General features: G+C 73.2%; 7 protein-coding genes. 4 read left to right on the forward strand and 3 right to left on the reverse strand.

Features of this window, described 5'->3' with window-relative positions:
• Positions 1-28 precede the first annotated feature (28 nt).
• Both ACZ4QV_RS30090 and ACZ4QV_RS30095 read left to right on the forward strand, forming a co-directional pair.
• Entirely contained in the window at positions 29-12115 is a 12087-nt protein-coding gene (locus tag ACZ4QV_RS30090; RefSeq protein WP_467763649.1) for an SDR family NAD(P)-dependent oxidoreductase, read from the forward strand.
• A complete protein-coding gene (locus ACZ4QV_RS30095) occupies positions 12112-15540 on the forward strand; it encodes a non-ribosomal peptide synthetase (RefSeq protein WP_467763650.1) in 3429 nt (1142 codons plus the stop codon). Before ACZ4QV_RS30090 ends, ACZ4QV_RS30095 begins: the two co-directional genes overlap by 4 nt.
• 64 nt (positions 15541-15604) lie before the next feature.
• On the opposite strand, the gene ACZ4QV_RS30100 is transcribed toward ACZ4QV_RS30095, so the two are convergent.
• Together ACZ4QV_RS30100 and ACZ4QV_RS30105 are read right to left on the reverse strand one after the other, a co-directional pair.
• Positions 15605-16267 carry a response regulator transcription factor gene (locus ACZ4QV_RS30100; RefSeq protein WP_361160395.1) on the reverse strand — a complete coding sequence of 221 codons (663 nt, stop codon included), beginning with the start codon at positions 16265-16267 and terminating at the stop codon, positions 15605-15607.
• A complete protein-coding gene (locus tag ACZ4QV_RS30105; protein ID WP_361160392.1) occupies positions 16252-17577 on the reverse strand; it encodes a sensor histidine kinase in 1326 nt (441 codons plus the stop codon). The genes ACZ4QV_RS30100 and ACZ4QV_RS30105 overlap by 16 nt, the downstream gene beginning before the upstream one ends.
• Before the next feature lie 392 nt (positions 17578-17969).
• Here ACZ4QV_RS30105 and ACZ4QV_RS30110 point away from each other — a divergent pair, with 392 nt between their 5' ends.
• The gene (locus ACZ4QV_RS30110; RefSeq protein ID WP_467763651.1) at positions 17970-18422 is read left to right on the forward strand and encodes a hypothetical protein; all 453 of its coding nucleotides are present in this window, start codon (positions 17970-17972) and stop codon (positions 18420-18422) included.
• A gap of 226 nt (positions 18423-18648) precedes the next feature.
• Here ACZ4QV_RS30110 and ACZ4QV_RS30115 read toward each other — a convergent pair whose 3' ends face one another.
• A complete protein-coding gene (locus tag ACZ4QV_RS30115) occupies positions 18649-19437 on the reverse strand; it encodes a thioesterase II family protein (RefSeq protein ID WP_467763652.1) in 789 nt (262 codons plus the stop codon).
• Between the two features lie 244 nt (positions 19438-19681).
• Here ACZ4QV_RS30115 and ACZ4QV_RS30120 point away from each other — a divergent pair, with 244 nt between their 5' ends.
• Positions 19682-20005: a hypothetical protein gene (locus tag ACZ4QV_RS30120; RefSeq protein WP_361619547.1), complete on the forward strand. Its 324-nt coding sequence runs from the start codon at positions 19682-19684 to the stop codon at positions 20003-20005.
• Positions 20006-20661: the final 656 nt, after the last annotated feature.

A 20661-nucleotide genomic window follows, 5' to 3' on the forward strand; every position in this document is an offset into this window, starting at 1 on the left:
CGTGCGTATTGAGGAAGGCGTCAATCGGATGGCGAACGAAGAGAAGCTTCGCGACTATCTCAAGCGGGTCACCACCGACCTCGCTCAGACCCGGGAGCGTCTGCGGGAGATCGAGGACCGCCGGCCGGAGCCGATAGCCATTGTCGGCATGGCCTGCCGGTTCCCTGGCGGGGTGTCCTCGGCGGAGGGGCTGTGGGAGCTGGTGGAGTCGCGCGGTGACGGGATCGGTCCTTTCCCGTCGGACCGTGGCTGGCCGGAGGATGTGGTCGATCCTGACCCGGACGCGGTGGGTAAGAGTGTCTCCGGTGAGGGCGGATTCCTCTATGACGCCGCCGAGTTCGATGCGGAGTTCTTCGGCATCAACCCGCGTGAGGCGCTGGCGATGGATCCGCAGCAGCGGTTGCTGTTGGAGACTTCCTGGGAGGCGTTGGAGCACGCCGGCATCGACGCCACCGCACTGCGCGGCAGCCCGACCGGCGTGTTCACCGGGCTCTTTTACCACGACTACCTGCCGACCCACCCGATGCCGGAAGAGATCGAAGGCTACGTGGGGGTCGGGGCCACGGCGTCGGTGGCTTCCGGGCGAGTGGCGTACGTGCTGGGCCTGGAGGGCCCGGCGGTGACGGTGGATACGGCCTGCTCGTCTTCGCTGGTGGCGCTGCACCTGGCTGCCCAGTCGCTGCGGTCCGGCGAAAGCACCCTGGCACTGGCAGGCGGGGTGAAGGTGATGGCCACCCCTAACACGTTCGTCGACTTCTCCCGCCAGCGGGCCGTGGCTCTGGACGGCCGCTGCAAGTCGTACGCGGAGGGTGCGGACGGTACTGCCTGGGGCGAGGGCGTCGGCGTGCTGGTCGTGGAACGCCTGTCCGATGCCCGGCGCAACGGTCACAAGGTGCTGGCGGTGGTGCGGGGCAGCGCGATCAACCAGGATGGTGCCTCCAACGGCCTGACGGCACCGAGTGGTCCGGCACAGCAGCGGGTGATCCGGGCGGCGTTGGCCGACGCGGGCCTGGAGCCGGCCGATGTGGATGTGGTGGAGGGGCACGGGACGGGGACGCGGCTGGGTGATCCGATCGAGGCGCAGGCGCTGCTGGCCACTTACGGTCAGGACCGCCCGGAAGGGCGACCGCTGTGGCTGGGGTCGGTGAAGTCCAACATCGGGCACGCCCAGGCGGCTGCGGGCGTGGCGAGCATCGTGAAGATGGTGGCCGCGATGGAGCGAGGGGTGGTTCCGGCGACGTTGTATGCGGAGCGGCCGTCTTCGCAGGTGGACTGGGATGCGGGGGCGGTGCGGCTGGTCACTGAGGCGGTGGCGTGGCCGGAGACGGGTGAGCGTCCGCGTCGGGCCGGTGTCTCCTCGTTCGGGTTCTCCGGGACCAATGCGCACGTGATCATCGAGCAGGCCCCGGCGACTGATGAGGAGTCCCCTGCCCCGGGGGCGGCGCCCGAGGCCGTGGATGGTGTTGACGGTACGGAGTTGCCTCTGTTGCCGTGGGTGGTTTCCGGCCGTTCGGAGGCGGGGCTGGCCGGGCAGGCTGGGCGTTTGGCCGCGTTCGTCGGACAGGACACGGTTGGGAGGCCGGTCGATGTGGGCTGGTCGTTGGCGTCGTCGCGTGCGGTGTTGGAGCATCGGGCGGTGATGCTGGGGTCGGACCGGCAGGAACTGGTCACCGCTCTGGGTGCCCTCGCTGAGGGCCGTGAGCTGCCCGGTGTGGTGAGCGGTGTCGCGGGTGGTGCGGGCAAGGTGGGTTTTGTCTTCACCGGGCAGGGCGCGCAGCGGGTTGGGATGGGCCGACAGCTGTATGAGGCGTTCCCGGCGTTTGCGGCGGCGTTCGACGAGGTGTGTGCGGGGCTGGACGCGCACCTTGAGGGTTCGCTGGCGGCGGTGGTGCGGGGCGAGGGCGACCCGTCCTGGCCGGGCGGTGGCTGTATCGATGAGACAGTGTGGGCGCAGCCTGCGCTGTTCGCGGTGGAGGTGGCGCTGTTCCGTCTGCTGGTCTCGTGGGGTGTGGTGCCGCAGGTGGTGGCGGGTCATTCGATCGGTGAGCTGGCGGCGGCGCATGTGGCGGGGGTGTGGTCGCTGGAGGATGCCTGTGCGGTGGTGGCGGCCCGGGGGCGTCTGATGCAGGAGCTGCCGCAGGGCGGGGCGATGGTGGCGGTGGAGGCCGCTGAGGAACGGGTCCGCGAAGTCATCGCGGGTCGTCCGGGGGTGGGGATCGCCGCGGTGAACGGGCCGCGTGCGGTCGTGCTGTCCGGTGTCGAGGACGACGTGCTGGCGGTGGCGGAGGAACTGGCGCAGGCCGGATCGCGCACGCGTCGCCTTCAAGTCTCGCACGCCTTCCATTCACCGTTGATGGAGCCGATGCTGGGCCGGTTCGCCGAGACGATCGCCCACGTCACGTACCACACCCCGACGGTAACGATGGTCTCTGCCTTGACCGGCGGCCCCGTTTCGGAGGAGGTCACCGACCCCTCGTACTGGGTCCGGCACGTGCGCGAGGCGGTCCGCTTCGCGGACGCGGCGGAGGCGATGCGCGGGCTCAGGGTGGGGACCTTCATCGAACTCGGTCCGGACGGCGTACTGTCCGGCATGGGCCCGCAGACCCGCACCGACAGTGAGGGCGAAGGCGATTCGGGTTCTGAGGCGTGGCTGCCGGTGCTGCGTCGTGGCCGCGACGAACCGCGCGCCCTGCTGACCGCGCTGGCCAAGGCGTTCGTCCGTGGGGTCCCGGTTGCCTGGGAGACGCTCTACACCGGCACCGGCGCCCAGCGCGTGGACCTGCCCACGTACGCTTTCCAGCGTCATCGCTACTGGTTGAAGGTGGCCGTTGGCAATCGGGCCGAGGGGCTGGGACTGGCGACGTCGGGGCATCCGTTGTTGGGGGCGGCGGTGGGGTTGCCGGCCAGTGGTGGTGTGGTGCTCACGGGGCGGCTTTCGCTTTCAGGGCAGTCCTGGCTGGCGGATCATGTGGTGGCGGGCCAGGTGGTGGTGCCGGGCGCGGCGTTGGTCGAGATGGGGGTCCGTGCCGGTGATGAGGTGGGGTGCTCGCGGGTCGAGGAGCTGTTGATTGAGGCTCCGCTGGTGCTGCCCGCGCGGGGTGGGGTGCGGGTGCAGGTCATGGTGGAGGAGCCGGACGCGTCCGGGCGCCGCGTGGTCAGTGTCTATGCGCAGGACGAGGACGTCCCGCCGGAGGGGGAGTGGACCCGGCACGCAACCGGTGCGCTCTCCCCAGCCGAGGCGGTGGCGGAGGACAGCGCCGACGGCTTCCGGCAGTGGCCGCCGACCGGTGCGCAAACCCTCGACCCGGACCTGTTCTACCCGGAGCTGGCGGCTCGCGGACTGAGCTACGGCCCGGCCTTCCAGGGCGTGCGGGCTGCCTGGCGCCGGGGTGCGGAACTGTTCGCCGAGATCGCCCTGCCGCAGGACGTAACGGCCAACGGCTTCGGGCTGCACCCTGCCCTGCTGGACGCGGTACTGCACGTGGCGGCCGCGAACACCGAAGGCGACAGCCTGGCGCTGCCGTTCGCCTGGAACAACGTCATGGTGCACGCCTCCGACGCCGTTGCGGCACGGGTCCGGGTGACCCCTGCCGCCTCGGGCGAGGGGCTGACGGTCATGCTGGCCGACGCGTCCGGCCAGCTGATCGCCTCCGTCGACAGACTGGACCTGCGTACCCTGTCGCCGCAGGACCTCGCAGCGGGCGGCCAGGCGGCGGACGACACCCTGTTCGCGGTGGAGTGGGTGCCTGCCTCGGCCACCACATCCGACGCGGGCCCGGACTCGGAACCGGCGGCGTTGGGCCGGTGGGGTGTGCTCGGTGATCCGGAGGTCGTGCCGGAGCTGCCTGGTGCTGTGGCCTTTGCGGATGTTGCGGCGTTGGTGGCGGCGGTGGAGGCGGGGGCTGAGGTCCCACGGACGGTGGTGGCGCCGGTTCTTCCGGCGGCCGGGCCTGGCGGCACCGCGGATGCTGTTCGTCGTACCGCCGTGGACGTTCTGGGCTTGGTGCAGCGGTGGTTGGCTGCTGATGTGCTGTCCGGTGCGCGGTTGTTGGTGTTGACCGAGCGTGCGGTCGATGCCGGCGCGGGGGTGCCGGTGGAGGTTGCGGCGGCTTCGGTGTGGGGTCTGGTCCGGGTGGCGCAGACGGAGAACCCGGGGCGTCTGCTGCTGGCGGACGTGGACGAGGTGTCCGTCCCCGGTGCGGAACTGGCCGGCTGGCTGCGGGCCGGGGTTGAGCTGGGTGAGCCGCAGTGGGCGGTCCGGGGCGGACAGACCCGGGTGCCCAGGCTGACCCGGGCCACTCTCGCGGACCCGTCGGCGCTCAACGGGGACACGGCACCTGAGGCCCAGGCGGTACCGTCCGCCGGGCCCGAGACCGAGACCGAGACCGAAGCCAACATTGGCGCCCGTCCGGGCACGGTGCTGGTGACCGGTGCTTCGGGGGTGCTGGGCGGGTTGGTGGCCCGGCATCTGGCGAGGTCGGGCCGGGCGGAGCATCTGGTGCTGCTCTCCCGTCGCGGCGGCGACGCCCCGGGAATGCCTGAGCTCCTCGCCGACCTCGACACGTCAGGTGTCCGGGTCACCGTGGCGGCCTGCGATGCGGCCGACCGGGACGGGCTCGCCAGTGTTCTTGAGGGCGTGCCCCTGACGGGTGTGGTGCATGCGGCGGGTGTGCTGGATGACGGAGTGGTCGGCTCGTTGACTGCGGAGCGGCTGGAGGCGGTGCTGCGGCCGAAGGTGGATGCGGCCTGGAACCTGCACGAGCTGACCCGTGACCTGGGCCTGGAGCTGGACACGTTCGTGTTGTTCTCGTCCATCGCGGGGGTGATCGGTAATGCCGGTCAGGCCAACTACGCGGCGGGTAACACGTTCCTGGACGCGCTGGCCGCGTACCGTCACCGGCACGGCCTGCCCGCCGTATCACTGGCCTGGGGACCCTGGGAGAACGGCATGGCCGGCGAGTTGGCCGAGGCCGACCTGCTGCGGATGTCCCGTCAGGGATTGCGCCCGCTCTCCGACGCACGCGGTCTCGCCGCGCTGGACGCCGCCGCGAACCGCGCCCGACCGCTGCTGGTGGCAGCAGAGGTGCACCTCGGTGCGCTGCGCCGCTCCTCCGAGGTGCCGCCGCTACTGTCCGCGCTCGTCCCCGCGGCCCGCAGGAACGCGCAGCCCGCTCGCCGGACGGCCGGACAGCCGGCCGCCGAGGACCGGAACGCGCTGGCAGCCCGCCTGGCCGGGCTGAGCCCCGCGGAGAGCCGGGAGGCGCTGCGGGACCTCGTCATCGGCCAGGCCGCCCTGGTGCTGGGCATGTCCGGGCCCGGCGGCCTCGACGGCAACCGTCCGTTCCGCGACGTCGGCTTCGACTCGCTGACCGCCGTCGAGCTGCGCAACCGGCTCAGCACGGCGACCGGCCTGCGGCTGCCGGCCACGGCGGTCTTCGACTACCCGACCCCCGCCGCCCTGGCCGAATTCGTCCTGGACGAGCTGATCGGCTCCGGCGCGGTACCGGCGGACGCGGCACCTCCGGCAGCGGCCGACGACGTCCGCGCGGACGACGACCCGGTGGCGATCGTCGGAATGGCGTGCCGCTTCCCCGGCGGGGCCACGACCCCGGCCGAGTTCTGGCAGATGCTGGCCTCGGGCGGGGACGGGATCGGCCCCTTCCCGGACAACCGTGGCTGGCCCGCCGACGTGGTGGACTCCGACCCGGACGCGGTGGGCAAGAGTTTGGTCGGCGAGGGCGGCTTCCTCTACGACGCCGCCGAGTTCGACGCGGAGTTCTTCGACACCAGCCCGCGTGAGGCGCTGGCGATGGATCCGCAGCAGCGGCTGTTGCTGGAGACCTCCTGGGAGGCACTGGAGAACGCCGGCATCGACCCGACCGAGCTCCGGGCCAGCGCGTCCGGCGTGTTCACCGGCATGTTCCACCACGACTACCTCTCGGCCACCGCGCTGCCGGAAGAAGCCGAGGGGTACGTCGGCCTCGGCGCCACCGGGTCGGTGGCCTCCGGACGGGTGGCTTATGCGCTGGGCCTGGAGGGCCCGGCGGTGACCGTGGACACCGCCTGCTCCTCCTCGCTGGTGGCGCTCCACCTGGCCGCCCAGTCCCTGCGGTCCGGGGAGAGCACGCTCGCCCTGGTCAGCGGCGTCAACGTGATGGCCACCCCGGTCACCTTCATCGACTTCTCCCGGCAGCGTGGGCTGGCCGCGGACGGCCGCTGCAAGGCCTACGCGGAGGACGCGGACGGCACCGCCTGGAGCGAGGGCGTCGGCGTGCTGGTCGTGGAACGTCTTTCCGACGCCCGGCGTAATGGCCATAAGGTGCTGGCGGTGGTGCGGGGCAGCGCGATCAATCAGGATGGCGCCTCCAACGGCCTGACCGCACCGAACGGACCGTCCCAACAGCGAGTGATCCGGGCGGCGTTGGCCAACGCGGGCGTCGGTGCCGACGGGGTGGACGTGGTCGAAGGCCACGGCACCGGGACGCGGCTGGGTGACCCCATCGAGGCACAGGCCCTGCTGGCCACCTACGGCCGGAACCGTCCGGCGGACCAACCGTTGTGGCTGGGGTCGGTGAAGTCCAACATCGGGCACGCCCAGGCGGCCGCCGGTGTCGCCGGAATCATCAAGATGGTGTTGGCGCTGGAGCACGGCCAGATCCCCAAAACCCTGCACGCCGAGCGGCCGTCTTCGCAGGTGGACTGGGATGCGGGGGCGGTGCGGCTGGTTACTGAGGCGGTGCCGTGGCCGGAGACGGGTGAGCGTCCGCGCCGCGCCGGCATCTCCTCCTTCGGGTTCTCCGGCACCAATGCCCACGTGATCATCGAGCAGGCCCCGGCCGCTGATGAGCAGTCCCCGGCCCCGGGGGCGGCGGATGGTGTTGCCGGTGCGGAGTTGCCTTTGGTGCCGTGGGTGGTTTCCGGTCGTTCGGAAGCGGGTCTGGCCAGTCAGGCGGGGCGGCTGGCCGCGTTCGTTGGGCACGGGTCGGGTGTGCGTCCGGTGGATGTGGGCTGGTCGTTGGTGTCGTCGCGTGCGGTGCTGGAGCATCGGGCGGTGGTGCTGGGTTCGGGCCGTGAGGAGTTGGTTGCTGGGCTGGGTGCGTTGGCGGAGGGCCGTGATCTGCCCGGTGTGGTGAGCGGTGTTGCGGGTGGTGCGGGCAAGGTTGGTTTTGTTTTCACCGGTCAGGGGGCGCAGCGGGCCGGGATGGGCCGTCAGCTCTATGAGGTGTTTCCGGTGTTCGCGGCGGCGTTCGATGAGGTGTGCGCGGGGTTGGATGTGCATCTTGGGGGTTCGCTGGCGGCGGTGGTGCGGGGTGAGGGTGATCCGTCCTGGCCGGGCGGTGGCTGTATTGACGAGACGGTGTGGGCGCAGCCTGCGCTGTTCGCGGTGGAGGTGGCGCTGTTCCGTCTGCTGGTCTCGTGGGGTGTGGTGCCGCAGGTGGTGGCGGGTCATTCGATCGGTGAGCTGGCGGCGGCGCATGTGGCGGGGGTGTGGTCGCTGGAGGATGCCTGTGCGGTGGTGGCGGCCCGGGGGCGTCTGATGCAGGAGCTGCCGCAGGGTGGGGCGATGGTGGCGGTGGAGGCCGCTGAGGAGCAGGTCCGTGAGGCTCTGGCCGGCCGCCCGGGGGTGGGGATCGCCGCGGTGAACGGACCACGCGCGGTCGTGGTGTCCGGCATGGAGGCCGAGGTGCTGGCGGTGGCGGAGGAGCTGGCGCGGGCGGGGGCGCGGACGCGGCGTTTGCAGGTCTCGCATGCGTTCCATTCGCCGTTGATGGAGCCGATGCTGGGCCGGTTCGCCGATGCGGTCGCCCGGATCACGTACCACAAGCCGCAGGTGACGTTGGTTTCTGCGCTCACTGGTGGTCCCGTCTCGGAGGAGGTCACCGATCCGTCGTACTGGGTGCGGCATGTGCGTGAGGCGGTCCGCTTCGCGGACGCCACGGAGGCGATGCGGGAGGCTGGCGTACGCACCTTCATCGAACTCGGCCCGGACGGCGTGCTGTCCGGCATGGGCCCGCAGACCCGCACCGACACCGACAGCGAGATAGATTCGGGTTCCGAGGCATGGCTGCCGTTGCTGCGCCGTGGCCGTGACGAACCGCGCGCCGTGCTGACCACGTTGGCGAAGGCATTCGTCCGCGGCGTCCCGGTCGCCTGGGACGCGCTCTACACCGGCACCGGCGCCCAGCGCGTGGACCTGCCCACTTACGCCTTCCAGCGGCAGCGTTACTGGCTGAGCCCGGCCTCCACAAGCCGCGCCGAGGACCTGGGCCTGGAACGCCCGGGGCACCCCCTGCTGGGTGCGACCGTCGAGCTGCCTGCCTCCGGTGAGGTGGTGCTGACCGGACAGCTGACCCGGTCCACGCAGCCCTGGCTGGGCCAACTGCTGGTGGCCGGGCGTCCGGTCGTAGCCGCCTCGGCGCTGGTGGACATGGTGGTGCGCGCGGCCGACGAGGCCGGCAGCGGCCGCATCGAAGAGCTGCTCGTCGACGCCCCGCTGGTGCTCCCGCAGCGCGGCGGCGTCCGGGTACAGGTGACCGTCGGCACGGCCGACGCCGAGGGACGCCGAGAGATCGCCGTGTTCGCGCGGCGGCCGGAGGGGGAGTGGGCGCGCCACGCCAGCGGCACGCTGGCCCCGGCCGCGGCGGACGACGAGGCCGCCGCGGACGCGGCGTGGAGCGCGCACTGGCCGCCGTCCGGCGCCGTACCGGCCGACGTGCCGGGGCTCTACGACGGGTTGGCGGCCACCGGCCTCGGCTACGGTCCGGCCTTCCAGGGGGTGCGGGCGGCCTGGCGCCGGGGCGAGGAACTGTTCGCCGAGATCGCCCTGCCGCAGGACGTGGCGGTGGACGGGTTCGGCGTGCACCCGGCCCTGCTCGACGCCGCCCTCCACCTGACCTGCCTGGAACAGGCGGAGCAGCACCGGACGGATTCCGAGGGGCCGTTGCTGCCCTTCGCCTGGAGCGGAGTGCGGCTGTACGCGTCCGGCGCCACGACGGCGCGGGTACGGGTGGTGCCGTCCCCGTCCGGCGAGGGCGTGGCGGTGACGCTGGCCGACCCGGTCGGCCGGCCGATCGCCTCGGCGGGCGCGGTGGTCCCGGCACCACTGGCTCCCGGCGCGCTGGAACAGGCCGCCGGGGCGGGCCGAGACGGGCTCTTCCGGGTGCGGTGGTCCCCGGTGGACGAGGTGCCGGAGACCGGGGAGCCGGGGCGCCGGTGGGCGGTCCTCGGCGACGACGGCGGACTGGAGGTGCCCGGCGCGGCGGCGTACCCGGACGTCACCGAGCTGGTCGCCGCGGTGCGGGACGGAGCCCCGGTGCCGGACACGGTGGTGCTGTGCTGCGTGTCCGACAGCGCCCCTGCCGGGGAACCGGACCGCGCCGCCAACCCGGACCGCGCCGCCACCCCGAGCCCCGCCGCCATCCCGAACCCTGCCGCCAACCCGGACCACGCGACAGTGCCCGAGACGGCGCGCGCTGCCACGGTCCGCGTGCTGGAGACCGTCCACGCGTGGCTGGCGGCAGGTGTGCTGGACGGATCACAACTGGTGGTGGTGGTCGAGCGCGGGCTGGACGCGGACGCCGGCACGGACCTGCGGTTGGCGGGCGCCGGCGTCGTCGGACTGGTGCGGACGGCGGCTGCCGAGCATCCGGAGCGGATCGTGCTGGCGGACGTGGCGCGGCCGGCCGGCTCCGGCCCTCTGGTGATGGCCGGGGTGGCCCTGGGCGAACCACAGTTCGCGGTGCGCGACGGCCGGCTGCTGGTGCCGCGACTGGTCCGGGCGGCCGGAGAGGAACTGCCGGTGCCGGACGGCCGGGACTGGCGTCTGGCGGCCTGCGGACCCGACGCCGCCGACCCGGTGCGGCCGGTGGGCTGCGAGGTGGAGCGGCAGCCCCTGGCCGCCGGTGAGGTCCGGTTGGCGGTGCACGCGGCCGCGGTGAACCGGCAGGACGTACGGCACGTGCTGGGCGATTCCCCCGAATGGTCGCGACCGCTCGGACGGGAGGGCGCCGGGGTGGTGCTGGAGACCGGACCAGGAGTCACCCGGCCGGCCGTCGGAGAACGGGTGACGGGCCTGTTCCCGGGCGCCTTCGCGGCCACCGCGGTGGCCGATGCGCGGCTGCTGATGCCGGTGCCGGACGGCTGGTCGGCGGCGCAGGCCGCCGCCGCGCCGGTCGCGTTCCTGACCGCGTACCGGCTGCTGACGCAGGCCGCACCGCGCCCCGGGGAGCGGGTGCTGATCCACCCCGCCGCCGGCCCCGAGGGCCTGGCCGCCGTCCAGCTGGCACGCCACCTGGGCGCCGAGGTGTTCGCCACGGCGCCGCCGTCCGCCGCGCCGGTGCTGCACCGGCTCGGCCTGGACGAACAGCACCTGGCGCCGTCCGCGACGGCAGGCTTCGAGGAGGCATTCCGCACCGCGACCGGCGGACACGGGATGGACATCGTGCTCACCTTCCCCTCGACAACAGCGGCCCCGAGCCCGAACCCGACCCCGAGCCCCGCCCCGGCCCTGAACCCGGACACAGCGGCGGCGGACGCGGCGCTGCGACTGCTGCGCCCCGGCGGCCGGTCGTTGTCGGCAGACGGCGCCGAACCGGACGGCCAGTGCCCTGAGGAGCTCGAATTCCACCTCGCTGAGCTGGCCGGGCTGTTCGAGAAGGGAGCGCTGCGGCCCCTGCCGGTGGCCTGCCGCGACGTTCGCCAGGCCGCACAGGTCTTCCGGACGCAGGCCCCGGAGGCGTCCACGGTGGCCAAGACGGTACTGACGCTGCCGCCCGCCGCGGCGGGCAGACCTGGCACGGTGCTGGTGACCGGCGCCTCGGGGGCGCTCGGCGGCCTGACGGCACGGCACCTGGCCCGTACCGGCCGGGCCGAGCGGCTGCTGCTGACCTCACGGCGGGGCGCGGGCGCCCCCGGAATGCCGCGCCTGGCCGCCGAACTGGCCGCCGCCGGACGCCCGGCCCAGGTCCTGGCCTGCGACGTCGCGGACCGCCGACAGCTCTCCGCCGTGCTGGCCGGGGTGCCGGCCGCGGCGCCGCTGACCGGGGTGGTGCACACCGCGGGCGTGCTGGACGACGGTGTGCTCGCCTCGCTCACCCCGGAGCGTGTCGAGCAGGTGATGCGGCCCAAGGTGGACGCCGCCTGGCACCTGCACGACCTGACCCGCCATCTCGACCTGGACACCTTCGTCCTGTTCTCCTCCGTGGCCGGTGTGCTGGGCACCCCCGGCCAGGCCAACTACGCGGCCGGCAACGCCTTCCTGGACGCGCTGGCCGCCCACCGTCGCCACCACGGCCTGCCCGCCGTATCGCTGGCGTGGGGACCGTGGGAGGACGGGATGGCCGGACAGCTCACCGACGCCGGACGACAGCGGATGTCCCGCCAGGGACTGCGGCCACTGCCCGCGGCCGACGGTCTCGCGCTGTTCGACGCCGCCCTCGGCAGGTCGGACGCGCTGCTGGTCACGACCCGGCTGGACCTGGCTGCGCTGCGCCGCACCGCGAGTGCCGTACCGGCCCTGGTCACCGGCCTGGTCCGGCCCGGCCGGCGCACCGCGGGAGGGCCGGGGCAGGACGCCGGCCGGAAGCTGGCCAACGAGCTGGCCGCGCTGCCGCCCGAGCAGTTCCACCACGCCGTCATGAACCTGGTGCGTACCCAGGCGGCGCTGGTGCTCGGACGGCCGGGACCGCAGTCCATCGAACCCGCCCGGTACTTCCGCCAGCTCGGCTTCGACTCGCTGACCGCGGTCGAATTCCGTAACCGCGTCAGCGGCGCGCTCGGCCTGCGGCTGCCGGCCGCGGTCGTCTTCGACTACCCCACGCCGCAGGAGCTGGCGGAGTACCTCCAGGAGCGGATCGCCGAGCAGGAGATCGACTACGGGCCGGTGCTCGGCGAGCTGGACCGGCTCAGGTCGCTGCTCACCGGGATCGTCCGACGGGGCGGCCGCAAGGCGGAGATCATGAGCCGTTTCGAGACCATCATGGAGGAGTTCCGCGGCGCCGAGACGGACCACGGCTCCTCCGACACGGACATCACCGAGGCGACGGACGACGAGATGTTCGACCTCATCGACAAGGAGCTGGGGATCGTGCCGGGCACCGACGGAGGAGCGGCGTGAACAACTTCGCGCAGGATCACACGCCCGGGGCGGCGGGCGGCGGGGCACCCGCCCTCGGCACGGCGGAGACCGCCGTCTCCCCGGCCGAGGAGACGCTGTGGCGGCTGGAGTCGTCGGCGCCGGACACCCCGGTGAACAACGTCTCGGTGGCCTTCGCCGTCGCCGGGCACGTCGACGCCGAACGGCTCCGCGCTGCGCTGGCCGCCGTGGCGGAACGCCACCAGGCACTGCGCACCGCCTACCGCGGCGCAGGCTCCCGGCTGGTCAAACGAGTGCTGGCGGCGGCCGAGTGCCCGCTGCCGGTGGCGGAGACGGAGCTGCCCGGCGAACCCACCCCCGCCGACCTCGCACCGGTGACCGCCGCCCCCTTCCCGCTGGACGGCACCCCACCCGTACGGGCGGCGCTGTTCCGCTCCCCGGACACCGACGTCGTCTGCGTCACCGCGCACCGGCTCATCCTGGACGAGATCTCCGGCCCGCTGCTGCGCGACCACCTGGCCGCCGCCTACGAGCAGCGCGCCACGGAGGGCACCGCAACAGCGGGAACCGCGCAGACCGGCCCGGTGCCCGCCCCGGACGCCGCGGCGCCGAGCCCGCGCGACCACCTGGCCGCCGCCTACGAGCAGCGCGCCACGGAGGACACCGGAACGGCGGGAACCGCGCAGACCGCCCCGGACGCCGCGGCGCCGAGCCCGCGCGACCACCTGGCCGCCGCCTACGAGCAGCGCGCCACGGGGGGCACCGCAACAGCGGGAACCGCGCAGACCGGCCCGGTGCCCGCCCCGGACGCCGCGGCGCCGAACCCGCAGAGCCTGGCCTTCTGGCGGGCGGAGCTGGCCGGCGCGAGCACCGACAGCCTGGAGCTGTCCTGCACCGCCCCTGACCCGGACCGGCCGACCCTGGCCGCCGCACAGCTCGATCGCACCCTCCCCCCGCCCGCCGCGGCCGGCCTCCGCCGGCTCGCCGACGACCTCGGTGTCCCACAGTCCGCGATCCTGCTGGCCGCCTACTACGTGCTGCTGGAGACCCACGGCGCCGGCCCCGACCTGCTGGTCGGCCTCCCCGTCGACCTCCGCCCCGTACACGCCGCCCACGCGCTCGGCCGGCACACCGGCCAGGTGCCGCTGCGGCTGCGGACCGAGCACAAGGAGAGCGTCCGCGACCTGGTGCTGCGCAGCGCCGAACGGCTGGCCGCCGCCACCGCCCACGCCGCGGCGGCCGAGGCGGCGCAGTCCGGCCTGCTGCCCCCGGCCGCCCCCGGCCGCCTCCCGCTGCCCTTCCGGCACACCTTCGAGTTCCGTACGGGCACCAGCCCGGTCGCCTTCACCTTCGGCGGCCTGGCCGCCCGGCCCTTCCCCGCCACCAGCGGCACCGCCCGCTTCGACCTGGACCTGACGGCGACGGCCCCGCAGGACACGCACGGCGCCACCGCACTGCGCCTGCGCTACCGCACCGAGCTGTTCGACCCCGCGCTGGCCGAACTCCTGCTGGCCCGCTACGAGACGGTGCTCCGCGCGTTCACCGCCGACCCGGACCGCGCCGTCGGCGACGTGTCCTGGTGGAGCGGACGGGACCACGAAATCATCGGCGCGGCCAACGACACCGCGGGCCCCGTCGAGCCGGCCACCGTCCTGGACGCCGTACGCCTTCAGGTCCGGCGCGCGCCCGCCGCGGCGGCCGTCGTGGACGGTGAACGCACCGTCGAATACCGGCAGTTGTGGAACGCCGCACACGCCATGGCCACCCGCCTGAAGGACACCGGGGTACGGCCGGGGGACGTGGTGGCGATCGCCCTGCCACGCGGCGCCGAACTGGTCGCGGCAGTCCTGGGCACCTGGCTGGCGGGCGCGGCGTACGTGCCGGTGGACGCGGCCCACCCGCGCGAGCGGATCCGCCACCAGCTCTCCGACTCCGCCGCCACGGTGCTGGTGGCCGACGAGCACACCGCCGCCCTGGCCGACCCCGACGGGCCCGCGGTGGTGCACGCGCCGCCGGCGGACCACGCCCCGCAGACACCGGCCCCCGACGCTCCGGTGGCGGACCCCGCCGCCTGCGCCTACCTGATGTACACCTCAGGATCCACCGGGCGTCCGAAGGGGACACTGGTCGGCCACGCAGCCCTGGCCAACCTGGCCGCGCACTTCGCCGCCCAGTTGGCCGCGGCGCCCGGCGACACCATGCTGTGGACGACGACCTTCGCCTTCGACATGTCCGGGGTGGAACTGTTCGTGCCGCTGGTCTCCGGCGGCCGGGTGGTGGCGGCCCCGGACCGGGCCAGGAGCGACGGCCGGGTACTGCGCGAACTGCTGGAGCGACACGACGTACGCTTCGTCCAGGCGACCCCGACGACCTGGCGGCTGGTCGCCGACCGGGCGGCGGACTGCCTGCGCGGCCGCAGCGTCCTGATCGGCGGGGAGCCGGTGCCGCTCCCGCTGGCCCGGCGGCTGCTGGCGGCCGGGTGCGAGCTGCACCACGCCTACGGCCCCACCGAGACGACCATCTGGTCGACCTCCCGCGTGATCGCGCAGGACCCCGGCGCCCGGCTGGACGTGGGCCGCCCGATCCGCAACACCCGTGTCCACGTGAGCGACGCCCACGGCCGTGACCTGCCGGTGGGCGTCCGGGGGGAGCTGTGCATCTCCGGAACGGGCGTCGCACTGGGCTACCACGGCCGGCCGGAGCTGGACGCGGAGCGCTTCGGCGTCCACCCCGAGCACGGCCGCTTCTACCGCACCGGCGATGTGGCCTGCTGGCGGGCGGACGGTCTGCTCGACCTGTTCGGCCGGAGCGACCGGCAGGTCAAACTGCGCGGCAACCGCATCGAGCTGGGCGAGATCGAGGCGACGCTGACGGCCCACCCGCAGGTCGCCGCCGCCGCGGTGATCATGGTCGGCGACCCGAGCGGCGACGGCGTACTCATCGGCTGCCTGGAGCCGTCCGGCGACACACTGGACACCGCCGACGTCCACGAGCACGCCCGCGCCCGGCTGTCCCGCTCGATGCTCCCCGGCGACCTCGTCACCGTCGATCCGCTGCCGGTCAACGGCAACGGCAAGGTGGACCACCGGGAACTGGAGCGGATCGTCACCGCCCGCCGCACGCACCGCACAGCACCGAGCCCCTCCGGCACCGGCGCTCCGGACGCCGCCGACCGGCCGGGGACGGCGGCCGGCGTGGACGCCCTGACGGACCAGTTGGTGCAGGTGTGGCGCACCGTCCTGCGGCGTGAGGACGCCGACGCGGACACCGACTTCTTCGCCGCCGGCGGCCACTCCATGCTGGCCGCCGTGGCGATGCAGGAGTTCCAGAACCTCAGCGGCCGCTCGCTGGGCCTCTCCGAGATCTTCGAGCAGTCCACCCCGCGGCAGTTGGCCGCCCGCATCCGCGCGACGGACACGGCAGCCGAGGGCGCGCCGCAGACATGACCGAGCCCGGGCGGCCGGTGCGGCCGGCGCCGCATCGCCCGCCCGGGCCGCCCCACCGCCGAGATCACTCCTCGCTGCGGCTGGTCGCCTCCAGGTAGGCCAGAACGGCGCGGACCCTGCGGTTGGTGTCGTCGTCGTTGACCAGACCCAGCTTGGCGAAGATCGTGGTGGTGTACTTGCTGATGGCGCCCTCGCTCAAGAACAGCCGCCCGGCGATGGCCGCGTTGGACAGCCCCTCGGCCATCAGCTCCAGCACTGAGCGCTCGCGCTCGGTGAGGGCGGCGAGCGGATCGGCCCGGGTGGGCCGGGCCAGCAGCTTGGAGACGACCGTGGGATCCAACGCGGTGCCGCCGCCCGCGACCCGGGTCAGGGCGTCCAGGAACTGGTCCGCGTCCAGCACCCGGTCCTTGAGCTGGTAGCCGATGCCGCCGTACCCGTCGGCCAGCAACTCCCGCGCGTACAACTGCTCGACGTGCTGGGAGAGGATCAGCACCGGCAACCCGGGCACGGCGCGGCGGGCGGCGAGTGCGGCCTGCAGCCCCTCGTCGGAGAAGGTCGGCGGCAGCCGGACGTCCACGATCGCGACGTCCGGCCGGTGTTCGAGCAGTGCGTCCAAGGTGGCGGGCCCGGATTCGACGGCGGCGACCACGGTGTGCCCGTACGCCTCGACGAGCTGCACCATCCCGTTCCTGAGCAGGAAGAGATCCTCGGCTACGACAATTCGCACGGCACCGCCACAGTGATACGGGTAGGCCCTCCGGCCGGACTGTCGATCTCCAGACGACCGCCGAACGCGTGCATACGGCGTTCGATGCCGCTCAGCCCGGAGCCGCCGGCGGGATCGGCCCCACCGACCCCGTCGTCCTTCACGGTCGCGGTCAGCGTCCGCGTGGCATAACTGAGTTCCACCGTGACGCGCTCCGCCCCGGCGTGCTTGGCCACGTTCGCCAGCAGTTCCGCGACGGCGAAGTAGACCGCCGACTCCACCGGGCGCTCCGGCCGGGAGGGCACCCGGGTGAGCACGTCCACGGCGACGGCGGCGTCCAGCGCGAGCGCCTGGACGGCGTCCACCAGACCGCGTTCGGCGAGCACCGGGGGGTTGATCCCGCGGACCAGGGTGCGCAGTTCGGCCAGGGCGGTGGCGGAGGTGGCCCGGGCCTCGGCCAGCACCGCCTTGGCGGCATCCGGGTTGGAGTCCACCAACTGCTCGGCGGCGCCCATCGACATGCCCATCGCGACCATCCGGGCCTGGGCCCCGTCGTGCAGGCCGCGCTCGATCCGCTCCAGTTCCGCGGCCTGAGCCTGCGTCAGATCGGCCCGGATGGCCTCCAGCTCCTCCACCCGCCGGCTCAGCCGGGTGCGGGGGACCGGGCCCAGCAGGCGGGTCGCCATCGGCCGCAGGATCCGCCAGGCGAATGGGGCGGCGGCCAGGCCCGCCACGATCAGGGCGACGCCGTAGCCGACGAGGGCCGGGGTCACCGCCATGTAGATGCCGTAACCGAGGGCGAGCAGCGGCAGGGCGGAGACCGGCAGCACGGTCACCGAGGCGACCACCGCCCACAGCCCGTCCCAGTGCAGTTGCGGGTCGTGGAAGCGGGCGTGCACCGCGGCCCGTCGGCGGGCCTCCCGCTCGGTCTTGTGGTACTCCTCCCCGTCCCACCAGAATCCGGTGGCCATACGGGTCACCGGCGGCACCGCGCGGTAGCGCACCTCGTGCCGTACCTCCAGCCAGTCCGCGGCGCACCGGCGGGCGGCCCTGGCCAGGGCACGGCTGGTCAGCGGGTAGACGACGAACAGGGCCGCGGCGATCCAGAAGGCCACCGCCAGCCCCTGCCCGAGGGTGGCCAGCACCCGCACGGCGAGCGGCGCCTCCAGACCGGCGGTCCAGGAGCCGGCCAGCCGGGCGCCGCCGATCCCGACGGGCACCGCGACGAGCGGCATCACGCAGGTGAGCCCGACCAGCACCACGGACCGGTACAGCCCGAGGCCGACCTCGGCACACCAACGCAGCGGGCCGCCTCCCGGAGGTATCCTCATCGTCTCGTTCCCTTCACCACGGCGATCATAATGTCAGCCGGGAGCGGACCCCTGACCGATACCGCCGACGGTACGCAGAGCACACCGGAGCCGGAATCCCGCTACGCCCCGCCACCGGTGGGGCTAGCCCCACCGCGCCCGGCAGCCGTGTCACGAGCATCCCGCACAGCCCGCCACCGACGCTGCCGCCCGCCCTTCCGAAGCGGCTGAACACCGCAGTCCGGGGACGGTGCGGCGATGTCTGTCCGCGGTGGCGCACCGTGAGGACGCGCCGTACGGCTGGGCCCCTCCCGACGGTGGGGCTGGCCCCACCCAGCCGTACGCTCAGGCCCATACCGCCTCTTCCGGCAACTCCATAGCGTGGAGAACACCTTGAGACGGAGGAGAACGACATGGCGGACAGCACCGCGATCACGACGGCCCCTGAGACTTACGAGGACCCCCGCGTCCAGGACACCTTCAAGACGGTGCACAAGTTCATCGGGCTGTACGGCGTGATCAGCGTCATCGTGCTCGGTACGGTGGCCGCCATGGCCATCACGGGGAACGAGGCCAGCTCCTTCATGTGGATCCGGGGGGCCATCCTGCTGCTCGTCTGGCCGCTCTTCCACCGGATGGCCACCCGCTCGGCACAGGGGGACGCCCGCCAGTACGACCGGCTGGCCACGGTGACCGTGATCCTGCCGATCGCGATCATCGTCGTCGACCTGATCCCCGGGCTCTGCCCGGCCTGGTACGCCGCGATGCAGGGCGTCTCCGCCCTGGCCCTGGTCGGCGCCGCGGTGCTCACCCGCGGGGCCGCGGTGCGCGGCGTCTTCCCCAAGCTGGCCAAGAAGAAGGCCTGACGACCGGCCCTCCGCGACGGTCCCGGCCCGGCCGGGACCAGGAGCGGACGGGCACGCGGACGGCAACACGTCCGCACACCGGGCAGGGCCGGGTGCATCCCCCGTTGCATCCGGCCCTGTCCGTTGCCCGCGGCGGCGGACCGCCGCACCACGAAGGCCCCGCGACCACCCGCTTCGACGGGAGGTGCGGGGCCTTCGTGCTGCGGCACCGGGCACGGAACGCCGGTCAGCCGACGCCGCGTACGCCTTCCTGCCGGAAGTGCTCCTTCAGGACCTGCATGACCTCCGCACTGCGCTCGCTGATGAAGAAGTGGCCGCCGGCGAACACCCGCAGATCGCAGCCGCCCCGGGTGTGCCGGTCCCACGCCTTCGCCTCGTCCAGCGTGGTCTTGGGATCGTTGTCCCCGGTCAGCACGGTGATCGGGGTGTCCACGACGGCGTCGGGCCCGCACCGGTACACCTCGATCGCCCGGTAGTCGGCGCGCAGTGCGGGCAGCGCGGCCCGCATCATCTCCTCGTCGTCCAGCAGGGCGGCGGCGGTGCCGCTGAGCCGGCGCACCTCCGCCATGATCGCCTCGTCGCTGGTGAACGTGGTCTCGTCCCGGTGCGTGCCGGGCGCGCGCCGCCCGGAGGCGAGCAGCCGCACCGGGGGCCGGCCGTCGGCCTTCAGGCGGCGAGCCAGTTCGAAGCCGATGACGGCGCCCATGCTGTGGCCGAAGAGGGTGAGCGGGAGGTCGGGCTGGCGCCGCAGTACCTGGTGGATACGGTCGACGAGCACCGACAGGTCGTCGACGGGCGCCTCCGCGCGGCGGTCCTGCCGACCGGGGTACTGGATCGCGACGACGTCGACGTCCGGGCTCAGCGCTGCCGCCACCGGCAGGAAGAAAGGCGCGGACCCACCTGCGTGCGGAAGGCACACCAGCCGGGCGGTCGGCTTATCGGCAGGGTGAAAACGCCTGCACCACAGTTCGTCTCCGGGCGAAGGCTGGGTCATGCCGCTCCTGAAGGTAGTCATGCCGAATCGTCAAGTGAGATGAAAACGTAGCCACTTGCCGGAGCGCCTGCAAGGCGTCCGATCACGGACACGCACCCGGCGCCGAAGGTACCCGGTCAACTGTGGGAAAAGCACGGTTGAACGGCGAAGACGGCCGCACCGCGATGGTATTTGTATAAAGGAGGGAACGTGGCCGCCTGTTGTGTCGTCCCGATGACCCCGGTTACTGTTCCGCATTACGTGGCGACATTGAGAGGTGACGTACATGGGGCACAAATTCTCCCTGGTCCTGAGTCGCGAGATCACGGACGAGGAGGGGGAACTTCTGAAGGAAGCGGGTTTCTCCGGCGCGACTTTCGCGACCGACACGCTTCCCACCGACGCCGAGGTCACCGTGACGAAGGTCGACTTCGACGACACGGTCACGCCCACGCTGGCCGAGGCGATCGAATCCGCCCTGGAGGCGGTGAAGAAGGTCCCTGACCTCACCGTGCCCGGCCTCACCGTGCCGGCCGTTCCGCAGCCCCCCGCCGCCGAGGACGGGGACGTGGTGGTCGGCGAGGTGGTCAAGGAGCCCGTCGGCAAGTAGAAGGCCCAGCACGAGACAAGGGCGCCCATGAGGGCGGGCACGGGCCGCCGCCCCGTCCCCGGACGCCCGCAGCCGCCGAGGCGGCTGCCCCGAACGCAGCGAAGCTCCGGATTCCAGGCCGAGTTCCCGTACCGCCCTGGCCCTGGCCTCGCTGCGTTTTTGCATGCCCGCCGGGTCCGCGCCCGTCGCGAATCGATGCTCGCCGGACCTCGGCCGACTGTTCAACCGATGCCCGCCGCACGGTTGAGCGTCCTTCGCGCACACTCCGTTTCACGGAGTTCGGTTGAACAGAGGGAGCAGTTGAACACCGGATTCGGTCATTCGCATTCGGCCCCGAGCGCCGGTGGCCCCCGCCGTCGGCCACGGGCGCAATGCCCGCCCGCCGGGCCGGTGGTGCGGAGACGCGATGGATTCCCTGTACATGGAACCAGGTGGCGGCCGGAACCGTCTTCCGGGTCGGAACAGGGCGGACGACAGGGCGCTCCACGTCGCGTCGGGCTCCGCGGTGCTTCTCCGGACCTCCACTACGCGGGGGGAACGGGATAGGATCGCGGCATCCGGTTGGACGTGCAGGCGTTTTCGCCGCACGGCGGTGATGACTGTCGTGCGGTGTTCATCGTGGAGTCACGAACCATTTCGACGGCGTAACCCGCGCG

It is taken from the genome of Streptomyces sp. NPDC026394 (assembly GCF_055567735.1).